Here is a 21717-nt window from a genome sequence, read left to right on the forward strand (position 1 = left end):
TCGTAGCATTCGCTCACAGCCTCTGGCCGCAGGCCTAGCGCAGGCCTAGCGCGGGCCTGCGGCCTTGGCCTCGGCGGGCTTTCGACGCAGCCTCCTTCGAGTTCGGAAGAACCTTCTGAGCTCGAAGGCGCACTCCCCTGCCAGCACGTGGGGAACCACCTCGAACTCATGGTTGAGCCGGGGGTCGTGGCTCACGTCGTAGAGCGTGCCGAGGGCGCCTCCCTTTGGGTCGCTCGCACCGAAGACGCAGCGGTCCACGCGGGCGTTGACCATAAGGCCCGCACACATGAGACAGGGCTCCACCGTCACATAGACGGTGCACCCCGTGAGGCGCCAGCGGCCGAGCGCCCTGCTAGCCCGCAGCATGGCGGAGAACTCCGCATGGGCGGAGGGGTCCAGGTCGCGCTCGCGCCGGTTGTGGCCTCGGGCGATGACCTCGCCGTCGCAGACGACGACGGCCCCGATCGGGACCTCGCCCTCTGCTGCCGCGAGCCGGGCCTCCTCGAGCGCGAGGCGCATGAAGCGCTCGTCGACGGGGGCGATGGAAGCCGGTTGCCAGGGCGCGTCGCCGCGCGGGACGTCCCCTGCCTGGGCCGACCTTCCTCGCTGCTCTTCTCGCACCGACTTCCCCCGTCCTTCCGCTCTGGCCAAACGCGCGTCGCATGCGCTAGGATACTAACCATATCCCATGGAGGGATGGCAGAGCGGTTGAATGCAGCGGTCTTGAAAACCGCCGGGTAGCCTAGCTGCCTCGAGAGTTCGAATCTCTCTCCCTCCGCCAGACTACGCGCGCGTCGGGGCCTCGCCCGGACGCGCTTTTGTCGTCTCCAGAAATGTTGGGCCGCCTCCCGTGGCGCGAGGCGCGCCTCCGCGACGCCGGATTCGAGGGTCGACTAGCCCCGGGCGACTAGCCCCGGGCGACCAGCGCCGGCCCGGCGACCCCCGGGCGGCCAGCGCCGACCCGGCCAGCGCAGTTCCTCGAACGAGGCTGTGCATTTTTCCGACTTAGGGACGTCTCGCGCGACGCCGACGAGCCCGTGGAGCTCGCCGGCTTTCACGCCGCCTTTGGAAAATGCCTGTTGGCGGAGGATTCACGACGCGCTCCGCACCCGATGCCCCCGCATGGCCGCTCGATACCCGTCCCCAACCCGCCCAAATGCACAATCCGTTCGTGAAGCTGCGCTGAAACCCCTGCGCCACCAGCCCTGCCGCGTTGGGCCACCTCCCGTGGCGCGAGGCGCGCCGGCGCGGCGCCGGATCCGCGGGTCGTCTAGCCCCGGGCGGCCAGCGCCGGGCAGACTAGCCCCGGGCCGGCGACCCCCCGGCCGACCAGTGCCGGCCCGGCTACCGCAATTCCTCGAACGAGGGCGTGCATTTTTCCAACTTAGGGACGTCTCGCACGACGCCGACGAGCCCGTGGAGCTCGCCGACTTTCACGACGCCTTTGGAAAATGCCTGTTGGCTGAGGATTCACGACCCGCTCCGCACCCGGTGCCCTCGCATAGCCGCTCGATATCCGTCCCCAACCCGCCCAAATGCACAAGCCGTTCGTGAAGCTGCGCGGAAACCCCTGCGCCACCAGCCCTGCCGCCGGGCGAGCGCCCGACGGCCCGGGTGCACGGCGGCCCGGGCGCCCGCCAGGCCAGGCGCGGAGCTGGCGCGCGTGGCGACGGGGCGCCGACGGCCGAAGGCGCCCACAGGGTATACTTGTCGCACTGCAGACCACCCGAGGAGGGAGCCTCATGGGAGTTCTCATTGCCATCATCGTCGTTCTCGTGATCGTGGTAGTCGCCTACGTCACCATCTACAACTCCATCGTCTCCAAGAACAACCGCTGCGACAACGCCTGGCAGACCATCGATGCCCAGCTCCAGCGCAGGAGCGACCTCATCCCCAACCTGGTCGAGACCGTGAAGGGCTACGCCTCGCACGAGTCCAAGACCCTCGAGGCCGTGACCGCCGCGCGCACCGCCGTGACCAACGCCTCCACCCCCGAGGCGCGCATGCAGGCCAACGACGCCCTCTCCGGCGCGCTGACCCACCTGTTCGCCGTGGCCGAGGCCTATCCCGAGCTCAAGGCAAACACCAACTTCCAGCAGCTCCAGAGCGAGCTCTCCGACACCGAGGACAAGATCAGCTACGCGCGCATGAGCTTCAACGACTGCGTCCTCGAGTACAACAACGCAATCCAGACCTTCCCCGGCAACATCATCGCCGGCTCCAAGTTCAACCCGCGCCAGGGCTTCGAGGTCGCAGACAGCGCCGCAAGGCAGGCGCCCACCGTCAAGTTCTAGAGGAGTCCAGGGCGCCCACGGGCGCCTGCGGCGCGGCCGCAGCCGCAGGCGGCGCTCGGCGGACGCAGCGGCAGGCGCGACCAGAGGAGGCACAGCGGTGTTCCGCAAGATGCGCAGGTTCAAGCAGCAGCTTTCCGACGAGCAGTGCGTCGAGGTCCTCAAGGGCGAGCACCGTGGCGTGCTCTCCGTCCTGGGCGACGACGGCTATCCCTACGGCGTGCCACTCGACCACTGGTACTGCGAGGAGGACGGCCACCTCTACTTCCACGGCGCCCGCGAGGGCCACAAGGTGGACGCCATCAGGTCCTGCGACAAGGCCTCCTACTGCGTGTTCGAGCAGGGGGTTCCCAACGAGAAGAAGCGCGGGCTCGACGTCCGCTGCGTAATCGCGTTCGGCCGGGTGCGCCTGGTGGACGACCCCGTCACCACGGAGCGCGTCTGCCGGGCGCTCTGCGAGGAGCTCTTCCCCGGCGATGGGGTGTACGCGGACACGGAGTTCGCCCACTCAGGCAAGGTCGTCCAATGCTTCGAGCTCGTGGTCGAGCACATGACCGGAAAGCTCGTGAACGAGTCGTAGCGCGAGTCCGGGCCTGCGTCCAGGCCTGCGCCGCGCCGCCTGCAGGCGGCCCTCGCCGGATCCAGCCACGTGAAGCGCGGCTCTGCCTCATCGCAGGGCCGCGCTCTTCTCGGCCGGCGCCTACCGCCGACGCCTGCCGCCGGCACCTACCCGAAGTGCCGCTGCTCCTCGGATATGTCGAGGTTCACGTACGGGTCGCCGTCGCGGTCGTCGGGGTCGGGCAGGCGCGGGTGGCGCTTTCGCACCGCATGCACGATGGCCACCGCGACGAGGGTGCCTGCGATGCCGTCGATGAGCGAGATCCCAATGAGCACGTAGGACGCGCGACTTACCTTGAGCGGCCGCTCGAGCCGCTCGGTGCCCTCCGCCTGCGCCAGCGCATTGTAGGTGAGGTTCGTGGCGCGCGCGTTGAGCCAGACGTAGACCACGTCCTTGGTGGCGCGCCTCAGGTTCTCGTTGAACTTCTCCGTGGTGGTGGACCCCGCGAAAGAGCCGTTGCGGAAGACGCCGTCCATGTAGAGGTCGCCTCCGGCCATGAGCATCTGGTAGGCGTTCATGTACTGCTGGTGGTCGCAGTAGTCCGTGATCACGCTGCCTCTGAAGCCCCACTCGCCGCGCAGGACGTCGGTGAGCAGCGCCTCGTTGCCGCCGGTCCACGTGGCGCCGAGGCGATTGTAGGAGCTCATGATCCCCGTGGCTCCGTAACGCTCGACCGCGATCTCGAACGGCCTGAGGTAGAGCTCACGCAGGCTCTGCTCCGTGAGCCAGGTGTAGAGGGAGTCGCGGTAGGAGTCCTGCTCGTTCAGGACCAGGTGCTTCATGTAGCAGAAGGTGCCGGCCTCGCGCGAGCCAGCCGATATCTCACCGCCCATCAGGCCGGAGACCAGCGGATCCTCCGAGAAGTACTCGTAGTTGCGCCCGCCCAGGGGCGAGCGGTGCAGGTTGGTGGAGGGCGCGTACCAGCCGTCAATGCCGAGGTCGGCGCACTCCATGCCCACCTGCCGGCCGTACTCGCGCGCGAGGTCGGTGTTCCAGGTCTGCGCGAGCGTCGTTGGGTTGGGATAGCCCACGCCACTCGTGAGCTGGTGGAACGAGGCCGCCTGCGAGGACCCGTCGAGGTCCTTGGTGCGCGGCTTGCCCACTTGGGAGATGGCACCGGAGTTGGAGTAGCCGTGGAGCACGATCCGCTCCATGTCTGACTTCGAGATCCTGTCGAGCAGCGTGTCCCAGCGCGGGTCGTCATAGTTGAGCCCCAGCTCGCGGCCGAAGTCGGTAATCTCGCCAGTCGCGGCGTCGCTCAGGAGCATGCTCTGCGACGACACGGCCGAGGCCGAGGTGGCCGCGTCGCCCACCTCGGCACCACCGTCGTAGGCGCTGGCGTCGAAGAGGTTGTGCTCGATGAGCGCATCGGACATCCAGCGGTTCGCGGCCGCCTCGGGGAAGGTCCCCCGGAAGTCCGCGCGGGAGAGGTAGGGTATCCGCCCCTCGGTGGTGGAGCCGTCGATGGAGAAGCCGTCGGAGGCCGCGTCGCCCGTGAAGCGGTTGGCGACCGTGGCGCCGGTGTGAGCGTCCTCCTCGCACAGGATGCCGTCGTCGAGCGTGTAGGTCACCCGCGCGTGGTCGCAGTCCGCCAGCGTGTGCGCGTCGCGCTTGAGCTCGAGCACGTACTGGCCGGGCTCCAGCTCGTAGCCGGCGAACCCGTTGCCGTTGGCGTCGTAGCAGTCGTAGGAGGCCATGTCGTCGGCCGAGAAGGACAGCGTCACGTCCTGGCTCTCGCCCGGGCCGAGCTCCTTGGTCTTCGCAAAGGCGGCCAGCACCGTCGAGGGCTTCTCGATCCCTCCCCTGGTATAGGGCGCCGTGTAGTAGAGCTGCACCACGTCACGGCCGGCGACCTGCCCGGTGTTGGTGACGCGCACCGTGTAGGAGAAGGTCGTGGACCTGTCGAAGCCGAACTCCGGCGAGGGGCTCGTGCTCACGACCCTCCAGTCGAAGGTGGTGTAGGACAGCCCGTAGCCGAAGGGGTACTGCACCACGCCGTCGTAGCCCCCTCCGTGCTCGTTGGCGACGTCGTCCCAGAAGCCCTCGGCGTCCGCCGTCTCGTACCAGCGGTAGCCCACGTAGACGCCCTCGCGGTAGTCCACGAAGCGCGCGGTCGAGTAGGTCTCGGAGGTCCCCACGTTCACGTTCTGCGTACCGTTGGCCGGGTAGACGCCGAAGGAGTTGGTGTAGGCACCCTCGCCGTCGGCACCGGAGTTGGCCCAGCTCGCGGCAGTGGAGAAGTCGTAGGCGTAGGTGTCGACCGTGCGTCCCGAGGGGTTGGTCTCGCCATAGAGCACGCTACAGACCTCGCTGGCGGCGTACTGGCCGGTCGTACCGCACAGCAGCGCCGCGTCGATGCCCGGGATGGTCTCGAGCTGGCCGAGCGCCATGGTGTTGGTGGAGTTGACCACCACGATCACGTGCTCGAAGTTGGCGCCCACGTAGGTGAGGAGGTGCTCCTCCTCGGGAGAGAGCTCCAGGTAGCTGCGGGCATAGAGCTTGGGCGTGCCGGTCTTGTCGGTCACGCGGTACTGGCGGGTCGGGCAGTCGATGCTCTCGCCGGCCTGCCGTCCGATGACCACGATCGCGGTGTCCGAGTAGGCCTTGGCGTCGTCCAGAATCTTCTGGGTGTAGAAGCTCTTGTCGTAGACGTCCGGCTCGTAGAGGCGGCAGAACTCGTAGTCGTGCGTGCCGAGGGTACCCTCGGACTGGTACGGCCGCGTCGGCTTGAAGTCACGGTACATCGCCGCGAGCTCCTCGTTGTACGAGACGCCGTCGTCCACCAGGGCGTCGAGCAGGCCCTTCACGTCGCCGGAGACGCCGCCGGAGCCGGATCCCCCGCCGATCCACTGCGTGGATGACCAGCCGAAGACGTTGACCTTGCTCACCGAGCGCGAGAGCGGCAGGGTCTGATCCTCGTTGCGGAGAAGGACGATTCCCTCGTCCTCGATCCGCTTGGCGAGCTGGACGCCACGGGCGGTCTGGGCTCGCGCGTCCTGCTCGGAGACCTCGATCTTGTCGTTGGAGAGGAACGACTCCGCCGTCTCGCCAAAGAGGACGGCCGCGACGTTGGCGGCCACGACCAGGCCGGCAGCCGCGACGCAGGCGCCGATGCGCAGTGCCTTGCGCGCCTTGAGCGCACGGGGGCCGAGCGGCTTCTTCTCGCGACGCGCGCGATGGCCTGGTATGTGCAGCATGTCCTCTCCTGCCTGGTCGCTCTGCCGCGAGGGGCGCGGTCCGGGGGTGCGTCAGCTCATCCGCCGCCCGAGCGCGGCTACTTGCTCGCCTTCTTGTACTCGTCCAGGAACGCGCCGAACATGCCATGGGTCTTGCCCAGCTGCTTGCCGATGTCGCGCGCGATCCTGTCGGTGTCGACGGGCTTCTTCTCTGCCGCGGGCTTGGGCCTTGCGGCAGGGGTGTCTGCGCCAGCGGTGGGCCTGCCGTCGGCAGCGGCGGCACCGGCGGCTGCGGCGGCGCCGTCGGCGGGCTTGCCGGCTGCGGCGGTGCCGGCAGGCGTGCCAGCGGTGGGCCTGTCGGCTGCGACGGCGCCGGGGGCGGGCTTGCCTGGGGTCTCGACCCCCTCGAGCTCGCTCACGGGAACGAAGGTGCGCAGTCCCTCGGACTGCCCCTCGAGGCGGCCGGCCTCTTCGTCCGCCGGCTCGCAGACGACGCCCTTGACCTCCTGCATCGGCGGCTGCGGCAGCGGCTCGGGATCGTCGTCGGCCGTCGCCTCCTTCACGGCCTGCTGGGCCTTGCCGATCAGCCGCCCCAGCCCGTAGGCGCCCTTCTCCGCCGCGGTGCCCGCGACCTTGCCGATCTTCTCGCCCGCGGCCTTGCCCTGGATCTTGGCCTTGGCGTAGCCCTCGCCCGCCTTCGCGGCAAGCCCACCGTCCAGCTCGAGGTGGGCGGCCTCGTCGGCCACGATCATGCAGCCCTTGCTGTAGCCCCTGAGCATGCCGAGCGGAATCTCGACGTTGCCCACGAGAGACTCAGAGAGCCCGCCGTCCCCCACGAAGAAGAGCGAGACCAGGCCCGTCTTCGCGTCGAACTCGACGTCGCCGACCCAGCCCAGCTCGTGGCCGTCGACGGTCTTGGCGTCCATGCCCTCCCAGATGAGGCACTTCTCCCACGCAAGGCCGAGGCGCGCGCGAGCCTTGTCGTCCATGCCGTCCGCGCGCGAGACCACCAGTCCCAGGTCGTTTACCACGAAGGAGTCGAGTGCGAGAAAGACGTCGGGCCGCTTGACCATGCCCGCGATGTCGGGCCGACGGACCATGAAGCCCACCACGTGGCTGCCGTCGGGCGAGAAGACCGTCTGGTGAATCTTGCCGACCTTGGACATCGAGCGGCGGTCGAGCTCCTCGAGCTCGCCGGTCGCCTTCTTCTTGGGCTCGAAGACCACCATCTTGCGGAGCTGGCTGATTCTTAGCACGTACCTCTCCCTCGTCGTGTCGTCCGGCCGAACGTAACCCGCGGCGCCCCAGCGCGCCTCGTCGGGACTCGCGGAAACTCACTGAATACTATGGGGGTGCCGCCAGCCGGCGACACCCCCAGCATTCTCCCTTATGCGCGTGCGCCTCGTGCCGCCCACTCGCACCTTCGGCGAATCCGGCTGCCGCCCGCTACTTCTCCGCCGCGTCGTCCCCGGCGGGCTCGGCAGGCTCCTCGGTGACGGGGACGACGGTCGGCTCGGCCGCGGGCTCGGCCGCATCCACCTGCGTCGCGGAGGCGTGGGCGAGCGACTCGCGGAGCTGGTCCATGCGCTCGCGGGCGAGGTCGACCTTGGCGCGCAGCTCGTCGGTCGTGGCGTCCATGCTCGGCCTGACGTCGTTGATCTTGCCGGTGACCGCCTGCGAGCCGCGCTCGTAGGTGTCGACCGCGGAGTCCCAGGCGTCGTTCATGGCGTCGGCCGCCATGGCACGGCTCTCGGCACCGGAGCGCGGGGCCAACATGACGCCGGCCACGAAACCAGCAGCCGCGCCCGCAAGTCCACCTACGAATACACCAGTTGAAAACTTGCTCATGAGATCCTCCTGCCAACAGGTTAATCACATCAGGCGCGAGCAGAGCCACGCCCCGCATAGGTAGAAGTATACCCGTGAGGTTAGAACCCACGCCATTCTTTTGGCGAGGTGCGGGGCGCTAGAGCACCTTGTACGACATGGAGGGCCCGCGGTCGGGAAGGTCTTCGTCCGCAGGCTCGTCGTAGTCGGGCTCGCCGTAGGCGTAGCCGTCGCCTGCGTAGCCGTCTTCGGCGCCCGAGCCGTCGGACGCCTCGGGCGCGCCCGCGTCGGCGGCGCCATCGGCTCCCCCGACCGGCGCGTCGAGGCCATCAGGCTCCTGCTCGCCAGGCGCGACGAGCCCCGAGACCAGGCTCACGAGGCCCGCGACCGTGGCGTCGACGTCCGGCACCGGCGCACCGCCACCCGCGAAGGCCCAGTTCACGAGCCACACGGCGCTCGAGAGCGCCCCGGCCACCAGGGCGTCGTCTGGGCAGGCGAGCTGGACGTCGTAGAGGCGCCTCGGCTCGTCGACCAGCCAGGTGCGGCCCACGGAGACGTCGCCGGCCAGGTTGGTGCGCGCGAGCAGCTCGATGGTGACGTGCTCGAGCAGGTGCGCGACCTCCGTGTCGCCCATCACGTCGCGGAAGACGGTGCCGCCGTCGCCCATGCAGGCCTGGTCCACGATGCTCGGCATGAGGTTGTAGATGCGGGTCGTCGCCTCGAGGTCCTCGGAAGTGTAGAGGGGGCCGTCCGGAGCGACCTGGACCGTCGCCGTGAGGTACTGCGCGCCGACGACCACCTTGCGTATCACTATGAGCTGTGCCATCGGGCGAGCTCCTCTCCTGGCAGCGGACGTCCGGGCCCTGCGTCCCGGGTACCCCGCCATTATAGGTAACCGCGCGCTAGTCGACGTCCTTCTCGCCCGCGGCGTCCGGTCCCTGGTCCGCCTCGGGCTCCGGCGCCGTCACGCGCAGCATCGCGATGCGCCGGCCGCGCATGCTCTGGATGCGGAAGTGGTACCCGTCCTTCTCGAACACGTCGCCAGGGTGCGGCACGCTGTCCGCGAGCTCGAAGACGAAGCCGCCGATGGTCTCGTACTCCTCGTTGTCCTCGATGGGCCAGCCCAGCTCGATGGCGTCGTCGATGGAGTAGCGGCCGTCCACGAGCCACTCGCGCTCGCCGATCTTGGTGAGGTACTTGTTGTCCGGGTCGAACTCGTCCTCGATCTCTCCCACGATCTCCTCGACGATGTCCTCGATCGTGATGATGCCGGCCGTGCCGCCGTACTCGTCCACCACGATGACCATCTGGTCGTGGCTCGTCTTCATCTCCTGCAGCAGCGGGATGATGTCCTTGGTGTCGGGCACGAAGCTCGCGTCACGCACGAACCTGCGGATCGGCAGGGCGCCGGCCCCGTCCTCCAGAATCGGGGTGATGAGGTCCTTGATGTGGGCGATGCCTACGATCCTGTCGACGTCGTCGTGGTAGACCGGGATGCGCGAGAAGCCCGTCTGACGCATCTTGTCGAGCACCTCGCGGGCGCTCTCCGTGTCCTCGACCGCCGTCATGTCCACGCGCGGGATCATGACCTCGCGCGCGATGGTGTCGCCCAGGTCGATGACCTCGTGGATCATGGACTTCTCCTCGTCGGAGAGGTCCTCCGAGTCCTTGACCATGTAGCGGATCTCGTCCTCGCTGACCTCGTTGCGGTCCTCGGTGGTCTTCACGTGCAGGAGCCTCGCGAGGCCGTTCGCGCTGGCGGAGGTGAGCCACACGAGCGGGCGGGCGACGGTCGCGAAGGTCTTGAGTGGGCCTGCGACGCGCTTGGCCACGCTCTCGGCGTCGGCCATGGCCATCCGCTTGGGCACGAGCTCGCCCACCACGATGGAGAAGTACGAGACGATCAGGGTGATAACGATGGGCGCGAGGGTGGCCGCCAGGGAGACCGACATTCCCCGCGAGACCATCCACGCAGCGAAGGGCTCAGAGAGGTTCGTCGCGGCGAACGCCGAGGAGGCGAAGCCCACGAGCGTGATGGCGACCTGGATCGCGGCGAGCGCGGCGTCGGGGTTCTCGCTCATACCGGCGGCGACGGCCGCCCTGCGGTCGCCCTCCTCGGCATCGTGATCGAGTAGCACCTTCTTCGCTGTCGAGATCGCCATCTCGGACATCGAGAAATAGCCGTTGACGATGGTGAGCAGGATGGTGACGATGATGCTGAGTGCTATGTCCATGCGCTAAGGCGCAACCTCCTATTGGGCCCCGCCGCGCGGGCGCCCACGCGGGCCGTGCCCCGCGCGGGCGCCCATGCCCGCGGCCCTCGGCGCTCCCTCTCAGGTCACGCCGGCACACGTCCCTTTTTCTTGGAAAGAGTCTACCAGAGCGCGCACCCGGCCGCGGCGACGCCCCCTAGCAGTAGGCCGTGAAGCGCAGGATGCCGTCCCAGCCCTGGCTGGTGTGCAAGCCGCGCTGCGCTCTCCAGGGGCTCACGCAGATCTCCTCGGCCGTCTGGTCGCCGGGCCGGCCGCCGATAGCGCCGCCCCACTCGTTGCCGCGCGCCTCGACCATCTGCGTGTGCGAGATCATCGCGGCGACGTGGTGCACCTCGCTCAGCATGATGTCGCCGGGCTGCGCCTCCGCGGGGTTGACGTCAGAGATCCACTGCCAGCCCCTGGCCTGCAGGTTAGACCTCAGGTTGCCCGTGTAGCTCGCGCTGCCGGTGCCGAAGCCCGCCCACCTGAGGCAGGAGATGACGAGCGAGGAGCAGTCGTAGTCGCCGTACTCTCCCCAGCGGTAATCCTGGTCGTAGCCGTGGCTGTCGTCGTTCGCCATCGCGAGCATCTCGTTCTCGAAGTCGATGAGCCTGCCCATGGTCGAGGAGGCGGCGCAGCTCCTGATCAGCCAGCGCTGCGCCGCGGTGCCGTTGGAGTCCCAGATCTGGACGTTGGCGCCGTCGGCGGTGCTCGCGCCCGAGACGTCCAGGACCTTGCCGCTCTCGTTCACGAAGGTGGCCTGGCCGTCCGTGAACCGGAGGCGCCAGCGCTGGGCGCTCGTGCCGCGACCCGTCTGCTGGTCCACGTTGGTGCCCGCGCGTCCGGCGTCGCCGTCGGCGGTGAGCGCCTTGTTGCTCGCACCGCTCACGAGGGTGTAGTAGCCGTTGCCGAGCCCGTAGACGTACCAGCGCTGGGCGTCGGAGTCGTTCGCGCCCCAGAGCTGGACGTTGGCGCCGTTCTCGTAGGCGCCGCCGTTGAGGTCGAGGGCCCTGTTCGTGTCGAGCGCGGAGCGCAGCGTGTACCAGCCGTCGTCGAGGGCACTGATGCCCACGAGGTCCCAAACCTGCGCGAGCGTGCCGTTAGCCACCCACGTCTGGACGTTGGTGCCCGAGGAGGCGTTCGCGCAGGACACGTCGAGCGCCCTGCCGGTCGTGGGGTCGACGAGCGTGAGGCCGGCGCCGAGCACGTAGCCGAGCCTCCAGAGGAAGCTGTTGCCAGCCTGCACCACGTTGGTGCCGTCGCAGGCCAGGCGCAGGCCGGAGCCGAGGTTAGTGATCGCGTAGCCGCCGTCCTTGCGCGAGACGTACCACCTCTGGGCGGTCGTCCCGTTCCAGGCGTAGTCCTGCACGTTGGCGCCAACCGAGGTGGAACCGCCCGCGACGTCGAGCGCCTGCGCGTTGCCGAGGCGGGTCGCGATCCGGTAGACGCCGTCCGCGACGCTCGGGGTCCAGGCCTCGAGCTTGAAGAGCTCGTCCTTGTCGCCCGCGGAGCCGAGGGTCACGCCCGAGAAGAGCCCGGAGCGGTTGGAGAAGACGAGGCCGGTCTGCTTGTTGACGAAGCCGTAGGCGCCGTCCTTGCGGTAGATGAGCCAGAGCTGGGAGTCGTCCGTGGAGTTCGCCCGCTGGCGGATGCCGGCGCCGGGGACCACGTCGTCCTCGTCGGACGCGAGGGAGAGGCCGGAGCGCAGGTTCTGGATGCGCCAGTAGTCGCCCTCGCGCGTGATGCGGTAGGCCTGGCGGTCGGCGGAGGTACCCGCCTCCATGACGAGGCCGCCGCCGCTGTCCCGGCTTCCACCGGCCACGGAGACGCCGCGGCCGTCAGCGTCGCTCACGATGGCGTAATCGACCCCGTCCAGGCCGTCCACGACGTCGAGCCCGCTGGCGGCCAGGCGCGCGGCCTCCTTGGCGGCACGCTCGAGGCTGCGCAGGCGCCAGAGCTGCGCCGCCGTGCCGTTCGCGTGCCAGAGCTGCAGGTTGGTGCCATTCGACGTCTGCGCGCCGCTCGCGTCGAGCGCGAGCTCGGGGTGCGCGGCGAGGAGCAGGTACGCGAGGCCCTGGACGCGGTCGACCCACTTGACGGTCCAGCGCTGCGCCTCCGTGCCGTTGGGCTCGTACTGCCAGACGTTGCCGCCGTCCTTGAACTGCGCGCACGCCACGTCGAGGGCCTTGCCTGAGTTGGCGTTCCTGATGGTGTAGGAGCCGTCGTCGTTTCGCTCGAAGGTCCACTGCTGGGCGGCCGTGCCGTTGGACTCGTAGAGCTGCACGTTCGCACCGTCGTCGCGCGAGCCCGCGCTCACGTCAACCACGCCGCGCGTGCCGTCGTGCTCGTTCTGGATGACGAAGGTCTCGCCCTCGAGGGACTCCTCGGCGGGGACGGGCTCGGCGGGGACGGGCTCGGCGTCCGTGGCCTCCGCAGCCGCAGGCTCCTCCGCGGATGCCGCCTCGTCGCCGGCTGCGGTAGAGGCCTCCGGGGCGGAGAAGGACGCGCCCTTGGCGGCGCTCGCCGAGCCGTCCGGGGTGGTCGAGGGCGCGTTCGTGTCGGTGACCTTGGACGTGGTGGCCTTGGACGCATCCGCCGTGGCGGCACCCGTAGCGGAGCTAGCGCCTGCGGCAGCGTCGGCACCTGCGGCGGCGTCGGCGGCGGTGGCCAGCTGGGTCGTGACGACGGACGGAGCAGACGCGGGCTCGGCGGCGAGCGCCGCCGCGGGGGCGGCTCCGAAGGCGGCCGAGACGATGAGCGCAGCCGCCGCGCCCCTGAAGAAGGAGGCGGGTCTCATATGAATAGTCCAATCGGTTGGCGTACGGGGCCGACGAGGGCCCTCGCGGGCCTCCCGCCGACAACAAGTACTTATAGCACTTCACCCGGCCTCTCGATGAAACCTGAAAAGACCGGGATACGGTGGCCGGCGGGCAAGTCGAACGTGCAGGCCCGGCGCCCTCCGGCGCGGGGGCTTAGAAGTTCGCGTAGGCGAAGGTGACGCCCGCGGTCACGGTCGTGGGCAGGGAGGCCGCGAAGATAAGGCCGACCACCACGTAGAGGATGACTCGCTGGTAGAACTTCCACGAGAGGATCTTGTCGCGCACGTCGACGCCCCTCTCCTCCGCCACGTCGACGACGGCGACGACCAGCATCGCCGCGAAGGCGACCCAGGAGATGCCCAGCGTCGCGGCGTCGGTGACACCCATGTCGGCGAGGACGGTCGTGAGCGGCTGGGCAGGTGCGAACTTGAGGAACGTGTTGTGCAGGGCGAGCAGGGAGACGCTGACGCTCGCGATACAGTCGAAGTAGCGTCCTATGTTAACCATGACGAACGTACGGACGACGGTGAAGACGTAGTAGGGCTTGCTGTCATCGCGCACGTGGAGACGGGCCTTCATGCTGTGGAAGACGGGCTCGAAGAGGTCGGCCAGGGCCACGACGATGCCGTTGTACATGCCCCACGCGATGAAGTGCCACTCCGCACCGTGCCAGAGGCCCACGAAGAAGAAGACTATGAGGTTGGCGATGCAGGCCGGCAGCGTACGACCGATGTGATGCGGGGTGTGCGCCTGCGCCCACTTGCTGAAGCGCTGCATGGGCTTGGTCAGCGCGATGGGGTAGAAGAGGTAGTCGCGCATGAAGACGCCGAGGGACTTGTGCCACCTGCGCCAGAAGTCTGCGATGGAGACGGAGAGGTACGGTTGCCGGAAGTTCTCGGACATCTCGATGCCAAAGAGCTCCGAGACGCCCTCGACCATGTCGATGCCGCCGGAGAAGTCGCCGTACATGAAGAACGAGTACAAGACGATGCCGACCACGATAGCGGCGCCGGGGGTGTCGGACCCGATCGCCGCGAGGATGGCGCTGACGTTGGCCGTCAGCATGCTCGCGATCGCGCATTTCTTGAGCAGGCCCAGGCCGAGCCGGAGCAGCCCGCGCTGGACCTTGCGGAGCTCGACGTGGTGGACCTCGGAGAGCTGCGGGGACATCTCGTCGTAGCGGTTGATGGGCCCCTGGATGAAGCAGGGGAAGTACGAGACGAACGCGAGGTAGCGCAGGAAGTTCCGCTCGGGCGCGAACTTGTCGTTGTACGTGTCGATCAGGTACATGGCCGACATGAACGTGTAGAACGAGATGCCCATCGGCAGCAGGATGCCCAGGCTCGAGGGCGAGGGGGCGAGGTTGAAGTTGAAGAGGATGACGTTCCAGTACTTGAGGTAGCCGAGCACGCCCAGGATCACCACGAGGGCCGCCACCAGGACGACGCGCTTGCGGCGCTTGAGCTCAGCCTTGAGCCGCTTGCGCTCGGCCTTGTCCTTGGTCGCCTTGCGGCGCGCCTTGTAGCTGGCCGTGAGCTTGCCGAAGGCCTGCGAGGCGAGCCAGGTCGGCAACGCCGCGGTGAGGATGAAGACCATGCCGGAGAGGTTGGCGGCGAGGTAGTAGAAGACGAAGTTCGCGACCAGTATCACGACCCACTGGTAGCGGCCGCAGAGCCTGCCCACAAGGTAGTAGACACAGAGAAGTGCCAGCACGAAGAGCACGAACGCTAGGGAGATGATCTGCATGGGTACCAAAATCTGATAGCGAGCTGACGGTTTCCCAGCCATCCTAGCATGCGTGGGCCCACCCCCCGCCGCCGCCCCTCGTCGCCCATGCTATTCTCATCCTTAGCAACAAAGTTGCCCCGCGCACCGCCCAGCGCGCGGGGCGCGTATGACGCACGGCACGTGCAAGCAGCCCGAACGCAGCTCGAAGACGGCCCGCCAGCTGCTCCGACCGACCTGCGGGCACCTCGGGGGCAGCTTGTGACGCAAGCGACTTGAGAAGGGATGGACTCCATGCTGAGCGCAGTCAAGGTTCTGCCCGATGTCTACTGGGTCGGTGGCGTGGACTGGAACGCCCGCGAGTTCCACGGATACACCACCGAGGACGGCATCACCTACAACGCCTACCTCATCCTGGACGAGAAGGTCACCCTCGTCGACACCGCCAAGATCACCTTCAAGGACGAGTTCCTGCAGCGCATCGCCAGCGTGATCGACCCGTCGAAGATCGACGTCGTCATCTGCAACCACGTGGAGATGGACCACTCCGGCAATATCCCCACCATCAAGGAGCTGGCGCCCTCCGCGCAGGTCTATTGCACGCCGCAGGCGGTCAAGGAGCTCACGGCGCACTACGGTGACCTCGGGTACACCCCGGTCAAGACGGGCGACACCCTCTCCATCGGCCGTCGCACCCTCTCCTTCGTGCAGACCCCCATGGTGCACTGGCCGGACAACATGGTCACGCTCGACGTGGAGGACAAGATCCTGTTCTCCAACGACGCGTTCGGCCAGCACTTCGCCAGCTCCGCCCGCTTCGACGACGAGAACGACATCCACGAGGTCATGAAGCAGGCGCGCAAGTACTACGCCAACATCGTGCAGCCCTACCGCATGCAGGCGGCGAACGCCGTCAAGGCCGTGCGCTCCCTGGGCCCCGACGCGATCGACCTGATCGCCCCGGCCCACGGCATCATCTGGCGCAGCTACGTGAAGGACATCCTCGACGCCTACGAGAACGTCTTCGTCTCCGGCAAGCTCGAGGACAAGGCCCTCATCGCCTACGACTCCATGTGGGGTTCCACCGACAAGATCGCGCACGCCATCTGCGACGGCTTCCTTGCCGAGGGCGTGTCGGCCCACCTCATGGACCTCAAGGCCAACCACCTCTCCGACGCCATGGACGTCTTCCTGGACTCCCGCTACGTCGCGGTCGGATCGCCTACGCTCAACAGCAACATGATGCCCCTGACCTCGTCGTTCCTGACCTACATGCGCGGGCTCTCGCCCAAGCAGAACAACGGCGACCGCATCGGGTTCGCCTTCGGCTCCTACGGCTGGGCACCGCTCGGCCCCAAGAACATCCAGGCGGAGCTCGAGGCCGACGGCTTCCAGACGCCGGAGGCCCCCTTCATGTTCAACTGGATCCCGACCCAGGAGTACCTCGACCAGGTGCGCGAGAAGGTCCGCGCCGTGGTGAGGGCCCAGCGGGAGGCGTAGGCGCGCCGGAGCGAGGCACCCTAGCAGCACGAAGGCGGGACCCGACCAGCTGGCCGGGTCCCGCCTTTTTGCGCCGCCGTCGCCAGGAGGCGAAGGGGACGGCAGGAGCAGCGCGGACGGGGGCATCGGATGCGCGACGGCCATACCAAGCGGGGCGAAATGCGGCGTCCGGCGCCGGACGGAGGCGCCTGCGCAACGCCCCGGGCCAGGCTTTGCAGTTTTGCGAGTTGTGGACGGGTCCCCGGAGGCACCGGCGTCCCCGAGCCCAGCGCATGCGGCCGGCGACCGGGGTTTCTCCGAGCGGGACCGCTCCATGGGGGCCACTCGCGCGCCCTATCCCGCACGCCTCCAGGTCCGAGGCGTCCATAAGTCGGAAAACTGCACCGGTTCGCCCTCGGAACTGCGCCAGGCCCATCGCGCCAACCCCACCGCGCCAGGCGCCGGGCGCGGTGGCGGTCCCCCGACGCGGGGCCCGCCGGAGCAGCGGCGCGGGTCCCCGCCGCGAGTCCCCGCGCCCCGAGCTCCTAGCGTCTGCCCTGGTACTTGACGGTTTTGTCGCTGTAGTGGTCGTACTCCACGTCCGTGCCCTCGACGCGGTCGTAGACCCTGATGGCGTACGTCCCGCTGACTGGCGGCTCGAAGCTGAAGTCGGGGTCGGCGTCGTAGTCCCTCTGCGCCACGACCTCGCCCGTGTCCGCGTCGGTCACGACCACCTTGAACTCCATGTGCTGGTTGGGACCGGAGTAGGTGTAGGCGCCCACGCGGATGGCGCCGTCCGCGACGTCCGCGTCCACGAAGACCGGCGTGGATTGGGTCAGCGAGGCCAGGTACTCGTCCCAGGCGTCGTATGAGTAGAACTCGCCGCTCACGTCCTCGCCCGCGTCGACGCGCGAGAGGTAGCTCGCCACCAGCTCGCTGTAGCGGGTGGCCGCCGCGAGGTCGAAGTGCGCGTTGTCCCAGAAGTCGTCCTCCGAGAACTCCTGCCAGAAGCCCTTCTGGAGGTTGAAGTCCAGGTAGCGGCCGCCATGGGCCTCGCAGATCCGCTTGATCTCGCCCATGTTCTCGACGTAGGTGCCGCCGTACATGAGGATTCGGTAGGTGGGCAGCGGCGGGACAAGGACGTCCAGCTCGATCCCGTTCTCCTCGCAGATCTCTGCGAGCTTGGTGAAGCGCTCGCGCGCGTCCTCCGTCATGCCTCCGACGACCTCGCTGTCGGAGAGGTTGTTCTCGTGCATCTTCTCGGACGTGTTGGTCGAGAAGCCCCTCCCCATGTAGTGCTCCTCAGGGGTGTATACCTGCGCGGACTCCTCCGCACTCATCCCCGACAGCCTGCGCGCGACGTTTCCGGCCACCTCGTCGGCGTCCACGCCCAGGATCGACCACGGCGCGAGGACGCCGAGCGAGGTGGGCGCGTTCACGAACGCGGGGTCCGCAGCCACGTGCCAGAGCTGTGCCACCTTGTAGGCAGGGAGCTGGCCGATGCCGCGCGCCTGGGCCATCGCGAGGCGCGCCACGACGGACTCCTCCGAGACGAGGTCGTTATAGGAGACGCCGAACACCACGCGCTTGAGGTTGGAACCCCTGCGCGCGAGGACCGCCTCGAGCGTGTCCAGGGAGACGCCGGGAGTGCCCTGCCCCAGGGCGAGGTTGAACGAGTCCGTCCCTAGGACTGGGTCGATGACGTCCGGGTCGAGAAACACCTCGGTGGTGGAGGAGCCGACGTAGATGGTGTCGATCTCATCCTCGCACGAGTAGTAGTCGCGCCATGCCAGCTCAGTGTGAGACCCGTACGGCAGCAGGGCGTACGAGAGAGCCACATCCAGGCCGACAAGGACAGCCACCAAGACCAGCGCCTTCGCCGCCACCCTCCAGGCCTTGCCCCATCTCGACAAGCGACTCCCCTTCTGCTCGCCCCAAACGCACTCGACGCGCCGGGGACGCACCCCGAAACGCTCCGTGCCGGATTATACCTGCCTCCCCCGACGCCCTGGCAGCCCGACGCCCTTCCCAAGGAAACCTGCAGAAGTGATGGGATGGACTCAGCGGCGCGCCATCGACCGGCAGCACGACCATAATGGACGTCGCGACAAGGACGCGGGCGTCGCGAGGCTGCGCAGCGCCACGCCACAACCCCTCCCATCCAAGACCCGGCAGTCGCCCCTGCGACAGCATTGGAGCACACATGAAGAACGTCCTCGATTGGCTCGAGACCACGGCACGGCGCCTGCCTGAGAAGGTCGCCGTCACCGACCCCACGAGCGAACTCACCTTCTCCCAGCTCATGCGCAACGCGCAGGAGGCCGGCAGCTGGCTCGCCGCCCGCGTGCAGCCAAGGTGCGCCGTCGCCCTCTTCATGGAGAAGAGCACGCGCGCCCTGTCGGCCATGTACGGCGCGGTCTACGCGGGCGCCTTCTACTGCGCGCTCGACGTGCGCCAGCCCAAGGCGCGCATCCTCTCCATCTGCGACACGCTCAAGCCCGGCGTCATCCTGGTGGACGAGGACAGCGAGGGCCAGGCGCGCGAGTTCTTCTCCGGCACGCCCTGGCAGCTGGCTCGCATCGAGGACGTCTTCGGCGAGGTCGACGAGGCCCTTCTCGCCCGGCGCCGCCGCCAGGCGACCGACGTGGACCCGCTCTACGTCACCTTCACGAGCGGCTCGACCGGCACGCCCAAGGGCGTCGTCACGGCGCAGCGCGGCGTGCTCGACTTCGTGCCCGCCTTCGACGAGGCCGTCGGCATCACCGAGGACGACGTCCACGGCAACCAGGCGCCCTTCGACTTCGACGCCTCGGTCAAGGACATCTACTCGAGCCTCTACAAGGGCTCGAGCGTGGTCCTCATCCCGCGCGCGTACTTCCTCCAGCCCACCGTCCTCATGGACTACGTCGCCGACCACGGCTGCACCACCCTCGTGTGGGCCGTCGGCGCCATGGGCTTCGTCACGATCATGAACGCCTTCGACTACCGCGTGCCCACCTCCGTTGGGAAGGTGCTCTTCTCCGGCGAGGTCATGCCGCCCAAGGAGCTGCGGCACTGGCGCCGCTACCTGCCGGACGCCAAGTACGTGAACCTCTACGGCCCCACGGAGACCACCTGCAACTGCACCTACTTCGAGGTTCGGCGCGACTACGCCGACGACGAGGTCATCCCCGCCGGCAGGCCCTTCGCGGACGAGCGCGTCTTCCTGCTGGACGAGCAGGACCGCGAGGTCAGCGAGCCCGGCGTCCGCGGCGAGGTCTGCGTGAGCGGCACCACCCTGGCGCTCGGCTACCTGGACAACGCGGAGAGGACCGCCTCCGCCTTCGTGCAGAACCCCGCCAACGGCCGCTGGATGGAGACGATCTACCGCACCGGCGACCTCGCCACCTGGAACGAGGATGGCGACCTCGTCTACGCCACGCGCAAGGACAACCAGATCAAGCACATGGGCCAGCGCATCGAGCTGGGAGAGATCGAGACCGCGGCGCGCGGGGTCGAGGGCGTGGAGAACGCCTGCTGCCTCTACGACCACCGCCGCAAGAAGATCCGCCTCTTCTACGTGGGCACGACCGAGAAGGACGACCTTCTCGCCGCCCTCCACCAGGCGCTCCCGGAGTACATGATCCCCAACTCCACCAAGCGGCTCGATCGGTTCCCCCTGACGAGTAGCGGTAAGATTGACCGCAAGGAACTCAAGGCGCAGGCGCGCATCAAAGACTGACAGGAAAGGGGCGCCCATGGACGAGGTCACGCTGGACGACGTAATCGAGGTTCTCGAGGACGTGAAGGAGGACGTGGACTACAAGAGCGAGACCGCGCTGGTTGACGACCGTGTGCTCGACTCCTTCGACATCCTCTCGCTCATCAGCGCGCTCAACGACGAGTTCGACGTCTCCATCCCCGCCAAGGACATCCTGCCCAAGAACTTCAACAGCGCCCAGGACATCCTCTCCCTGGTCAAGAGGCTGCAGGAAGAGGACTAGCCGGCGTCCGCGAGGACGGGCGAGAAGGACCACGAAGAGGATACGCACGTCGTGAAAGAGCCACAGAACTCCCCCCTCCCCGCAAACGACGCCATGGACGACGAGACGACAGTAACCTCGGGAGACGCGCCAGCCGACGGCAAGCCATGCCCCCGACAGGCGGGGCGGCCCGGACGCTGGCGCGTCGTCGTCCGCGCGCTCGTACTCGTCGCGGTCCTCGTCCTCTCGGACGTGCTCATCACCCTCGCGCTCGAACCATACGAGGCTGCGACCTACCTGTCCTGGATCAACTACCGCGAGAACGCCCCCGCGCACATCGACAACCTCATCGTGGGCGCCTCCACCGCCCTCGAGGGTCTCGACCCAGACACCATCGACGAGTCCCTGGGCACCACCACATTCAACCAGGGCTTCTACGGGGTCTCGTACAAGAACGTCGAGCGAACCATGACCACCATCGCCGACGAGCGCGACCTCAAGCGCGTCTTCGTGGGCGTGAGCTACGAGTCGCTCGCCTCGTGGCCCAACATCTACTCGGACGCGATCTTCGCGCAGTCCAAGCTCTACGGTGAGAGCCTTCCCCAGCAGGCGTCCGAATGCCTCGAGATGCTCCTCGACGAGCAGTACCTCTACAAGCCCACGAGCTTCGTCTTCCTCGCGCCCTGGACCGTGGACAACGTGGGCACCGACCCCGTGGACGTGGGCAACAACATCCACAAGCGCCTCACCCTTACGCCCAAGGAGCTCGTGGCCACCGTGTCGGACTACTCCGAGAAGGGCTACGTCACCCACTCGCTCTCAGGCACCATCGACCTCGACGGCTTCGCCTCGTCCGTCCCCCTTCTCCCCTCGGGGTCAGGGGAGGAGTTCGTCCAGGCGAACCTCGACCACATCAGCCGGATGTGCGCCTACTGCCAGGACCACGGCATCGAGATCTACGTGATCATGATGCCGCGACAGGACTTCAACGTCTTGAACCTCGGGCGCTCCTATCCCGAGCAGGCGATTCGCCTTCAGCAGGCGGTCGAGCAGGCGGGCGGCACCTACCTGGACGCGAACGCCCTCGACCCCTCCGTCTATCGCGCGGGTACGGATGACTTCGTGGACGAGCAGCACCTCAACCATGGGGGCGCCGAGCGCTTCTCCGCCGTCCTCTCCAAGCTGGTATCCGAGCACGAGTCCGGCGTCGACCTTGCGAGCCTCTGCCTGCCCTACGACCAGTGGGACGGCTATGCCGCCCCCCTCGCGGGGCGCATCTGTCTCCTGCAATGCTCCGCCACCGTCTCGGGGGGCACGCTCGGCCTCGAGGCGATCCCTACCACAGGCCCCGACACCGCGGTCGAGTACCAGGTCGTAAGGGTCCACGCGGACGGGAGCGAGGAGGAGCTGCGCGGCTGGTCGGCAGACCCCAGCTTCTCGACCCGGCTCGAGGGCCACGGCTCTGCGACCGTGCGCGTCAACGTCCGCGTCCAGGGGTCGGACGCCCCCTACGAGCGCTACTGGCAGAAGGACTTCGAGTACTAGCGGGTCCCCGCGCGCAAGCGGG

Annotated in this window: 15 protein-coding genes and 1 tRNA gene; 7 read left to right on the forward strand and 9 right to left on the reverse strand. The window is 68.1% G+C overall.

The genetic code is table 11. The annotated features are described in order from the left end of the window. Positions 1-45: 45 nt before the first annotated feature. Positions 46-519 carry a tRNA adenosine(34) deaminase TadA gene (tadA, locus tag VXJ25_RS03155; RefSeq protein ID WP_330957815.1) on the reverse strand — a complete coding sequence of 158 codons (474 nt, stop codon included), beginning with the start codon at positions 517-519 and terminating at the stop codon, positions 46-48. 171 nt (positions 520-690) lie between these two features. On the opposite strand from tadA, the gene VXJ25_RS03160 reads away from it, so the two are divergent. From VXJ25_RS03160 to VXJ25_RS03170, 3 genes are all read left to right on the forward strand, one after another. After that, a tRNA-Ser gene (locus VXJ25_RS03160) sits at positions 691-781 on the forward strand. 961 nt (positions 782-1742) lie between these two features. Beyond that, positions 1743-2294, forward strand: a complete 552-nt coding sequence (locus VXJ25_RS03165) for a LemA family protein (RefSeq protein WP_330957766.1) — start codon at positions 1743-1745, stop codon at positions 2292-2294. A gap of 97 nt (positions 2295-2391) precedes the next feature. Then, a complete protein-coding gene (locus tag VXJ25_RS03170) occupies positions 2392-2871 on the forward strand; it encodes a pyridoxamine 5'-phosphate oxidase family protein (RefSeq protein WP_330957767.1) in 480 nt (159 codons plus the stop codon). 146 nt (positions 2872-3017) lie between these two features. Here the strand turns inward: VXJ25_RS03170 and VXJ25_RS03175 are convergent, their stop codons facing one another. The 7 genes from VXJ25_RS03175 to VXJ25_RS03205 form a co-directional block, all read right to left on the reverse strand. Then, positions 3018-6107, reverse strand: a complete 3090-nt coding sequence (locus VXJ25_RS03175) for a glycoside hydrolase family 3 N-terminal domain-containing protein (protein WP_330957768.1) — start codon at positions 6105-6107, stop codon at positions 3018-3020. Between the two features lie 77 nt (positions 6108-6184). Beyond that, positions 6185-7342 carry a PRC-barrel domain-containing protein gene (locus tag VXJ25_RS03180; RefSeq protein WP_330957769.1) on the reverse strand — a complete coding sequence of 386 codons (1158 nt, stop codon included), beginning with the start codon at positions 7340-7342 and terminating at the stop codon, positions 6185-6187. A 190-nt stretch (positions 7343-7532) separates the two neighbouring features. Then, complete coding sequence (locus tag VXJ25_RS03185; RefSeq protein ID WP_330957770.1) at positions 7533-7934, reverse strand: YtxH domain-containing protein; 402 nt, start codon at positions 7932-7934, stop codon at positions 7533-7535. Positions 7935-8052: 118 nt separating this feature from the next. Then, a complete protein-coding gene (locus tag VXJ25_RS03190) occupies positions 8053-8739 on the reverse strand; it encodes a cyanophycin synthetase family protein (RefSeq protein WP_330957771.1) in 687 nt (228 codons plus the stop codon). A 76-nt stretch (positions 8740-8815) separates the two neighbouring features. Continuing rightward, positions 8816-10147: a hemolysin family protein gene (locus VXJ25_RS03195; protein ID WP_330957772.1), complete on the reverse strand. Its 1332-nt coding sequence runs from the start codon at positions 10145-10147 to the stop codon at positions 8816-8818. Between the two features lie 175 nt (positions 10148-10322). Next, positions 10323-12962, reverse strand: a complete 2640-nt coding sequence (locus VXJ25_RS03200) for an RICIN domain-containing protein (RefSeq protein ID WP_330957773.1) — start codon at positions 12960-12962, stop codon at positions 10323-10325. Between the two features lie 175 nt (positions 12963-13137). After that, positions 13138-14730 carry an MBOAT family O-acyltransferase gene (locus tag VXJ25_RS03205; protein WP_330957774.1) on the reverse strand — a complete coding sequence of 531 codons (1593 nt, stop codon included), beginning with the start codon at positions 14728-14730 and terminating at the stop codon, positions 13138-13140. A 273-nt stretch (positions 14731-15003) separates the two neighbouring features. On the opposite strand from VXJ25_RS03205, the gene VXJ25_RS03210 reads away from it, so the two are divergent. Then, complete coding sequence (locus VXJ25_RS03210) at positions 15004-16209, forward strand: FprA family A-type flavoprotein (RefSeq protein WP_330957775.1); 1206 nt, start codon at positions 15004-15006, stop codon at positions 16207-16209. 524 nt (positions 16210-16733) lie between these two features. On the opposite strand, the gene VXJ25_RS03215 is transcribed toward VXJ25_RS03210, so the two are convergent. After that, positions 16734-18101 carry a hypothetical protein gene (locus tag VXJ25_RS03215; protein ID WP_330957776.1) on the reverse strand — a complete coding sequence of 456 codons (1368 nt, stop codon included), beginning with the start codon at positions 18099-18101 and terminating at the stop codon, positions 16734-16736. Between the two features lie 290 nt (positions 18102-18391). Here VXJ25_RS03215 and VXJ25_RS03220 point away from each other — a divergent pair, with 290 nt between their 5' ends. From VXJ25_RS03220 to VXJ25_RS03230, 3 genes are all read left to right on the forward strand, one after another. Further along, on the forward strand, positions 18392-19909 hold the full coding sequence (locus VXJ25_RS03220) for an amino acid adenylation domain-containing protein (protein ID WP_330957777.1): 1518 nt from the start codon (positions 18392-18394) through the stop codon (positions 19907-19909). A 16-nt stretch (positions 19910-19925) separates the two neighbouring features. After that, complete coding sequence (locus VXJ25_RS03225) at positions 19926-20171, forward strand: acyl carrier protein (RefSeq protein ID WP_330957778.1); 246 nt, start codon at positions 19926-19928, stop codon at positions 20169-20171. A 93-nt stretch (positions 20172-20264) separates the two neighbouring features. Continuing rightward, the gene (locus tag VXJ25_RS03230) at positions 20265-21695 is read left to right on the forward strand and encodes a hypothetical protein (protein ID WP_330957779.1); all 1431 of its coding nucleotides are present in this window, start codon (positions 20265-20267) and stop codon (positions 21693-21695) included. The last annotated feature ends 22 nt before the right edge of the window (positions 21696-21717 follow it).

Source organism: Olsenella absiana (assembly GCF_036408855.1).
GTDB classification, from domain to species: Bacteria; Actinomycetota; Coriobacteriia; order Coriobacteriales; family Atopobiaceae; genus Olsenella_K; species Olsenella_K absiana.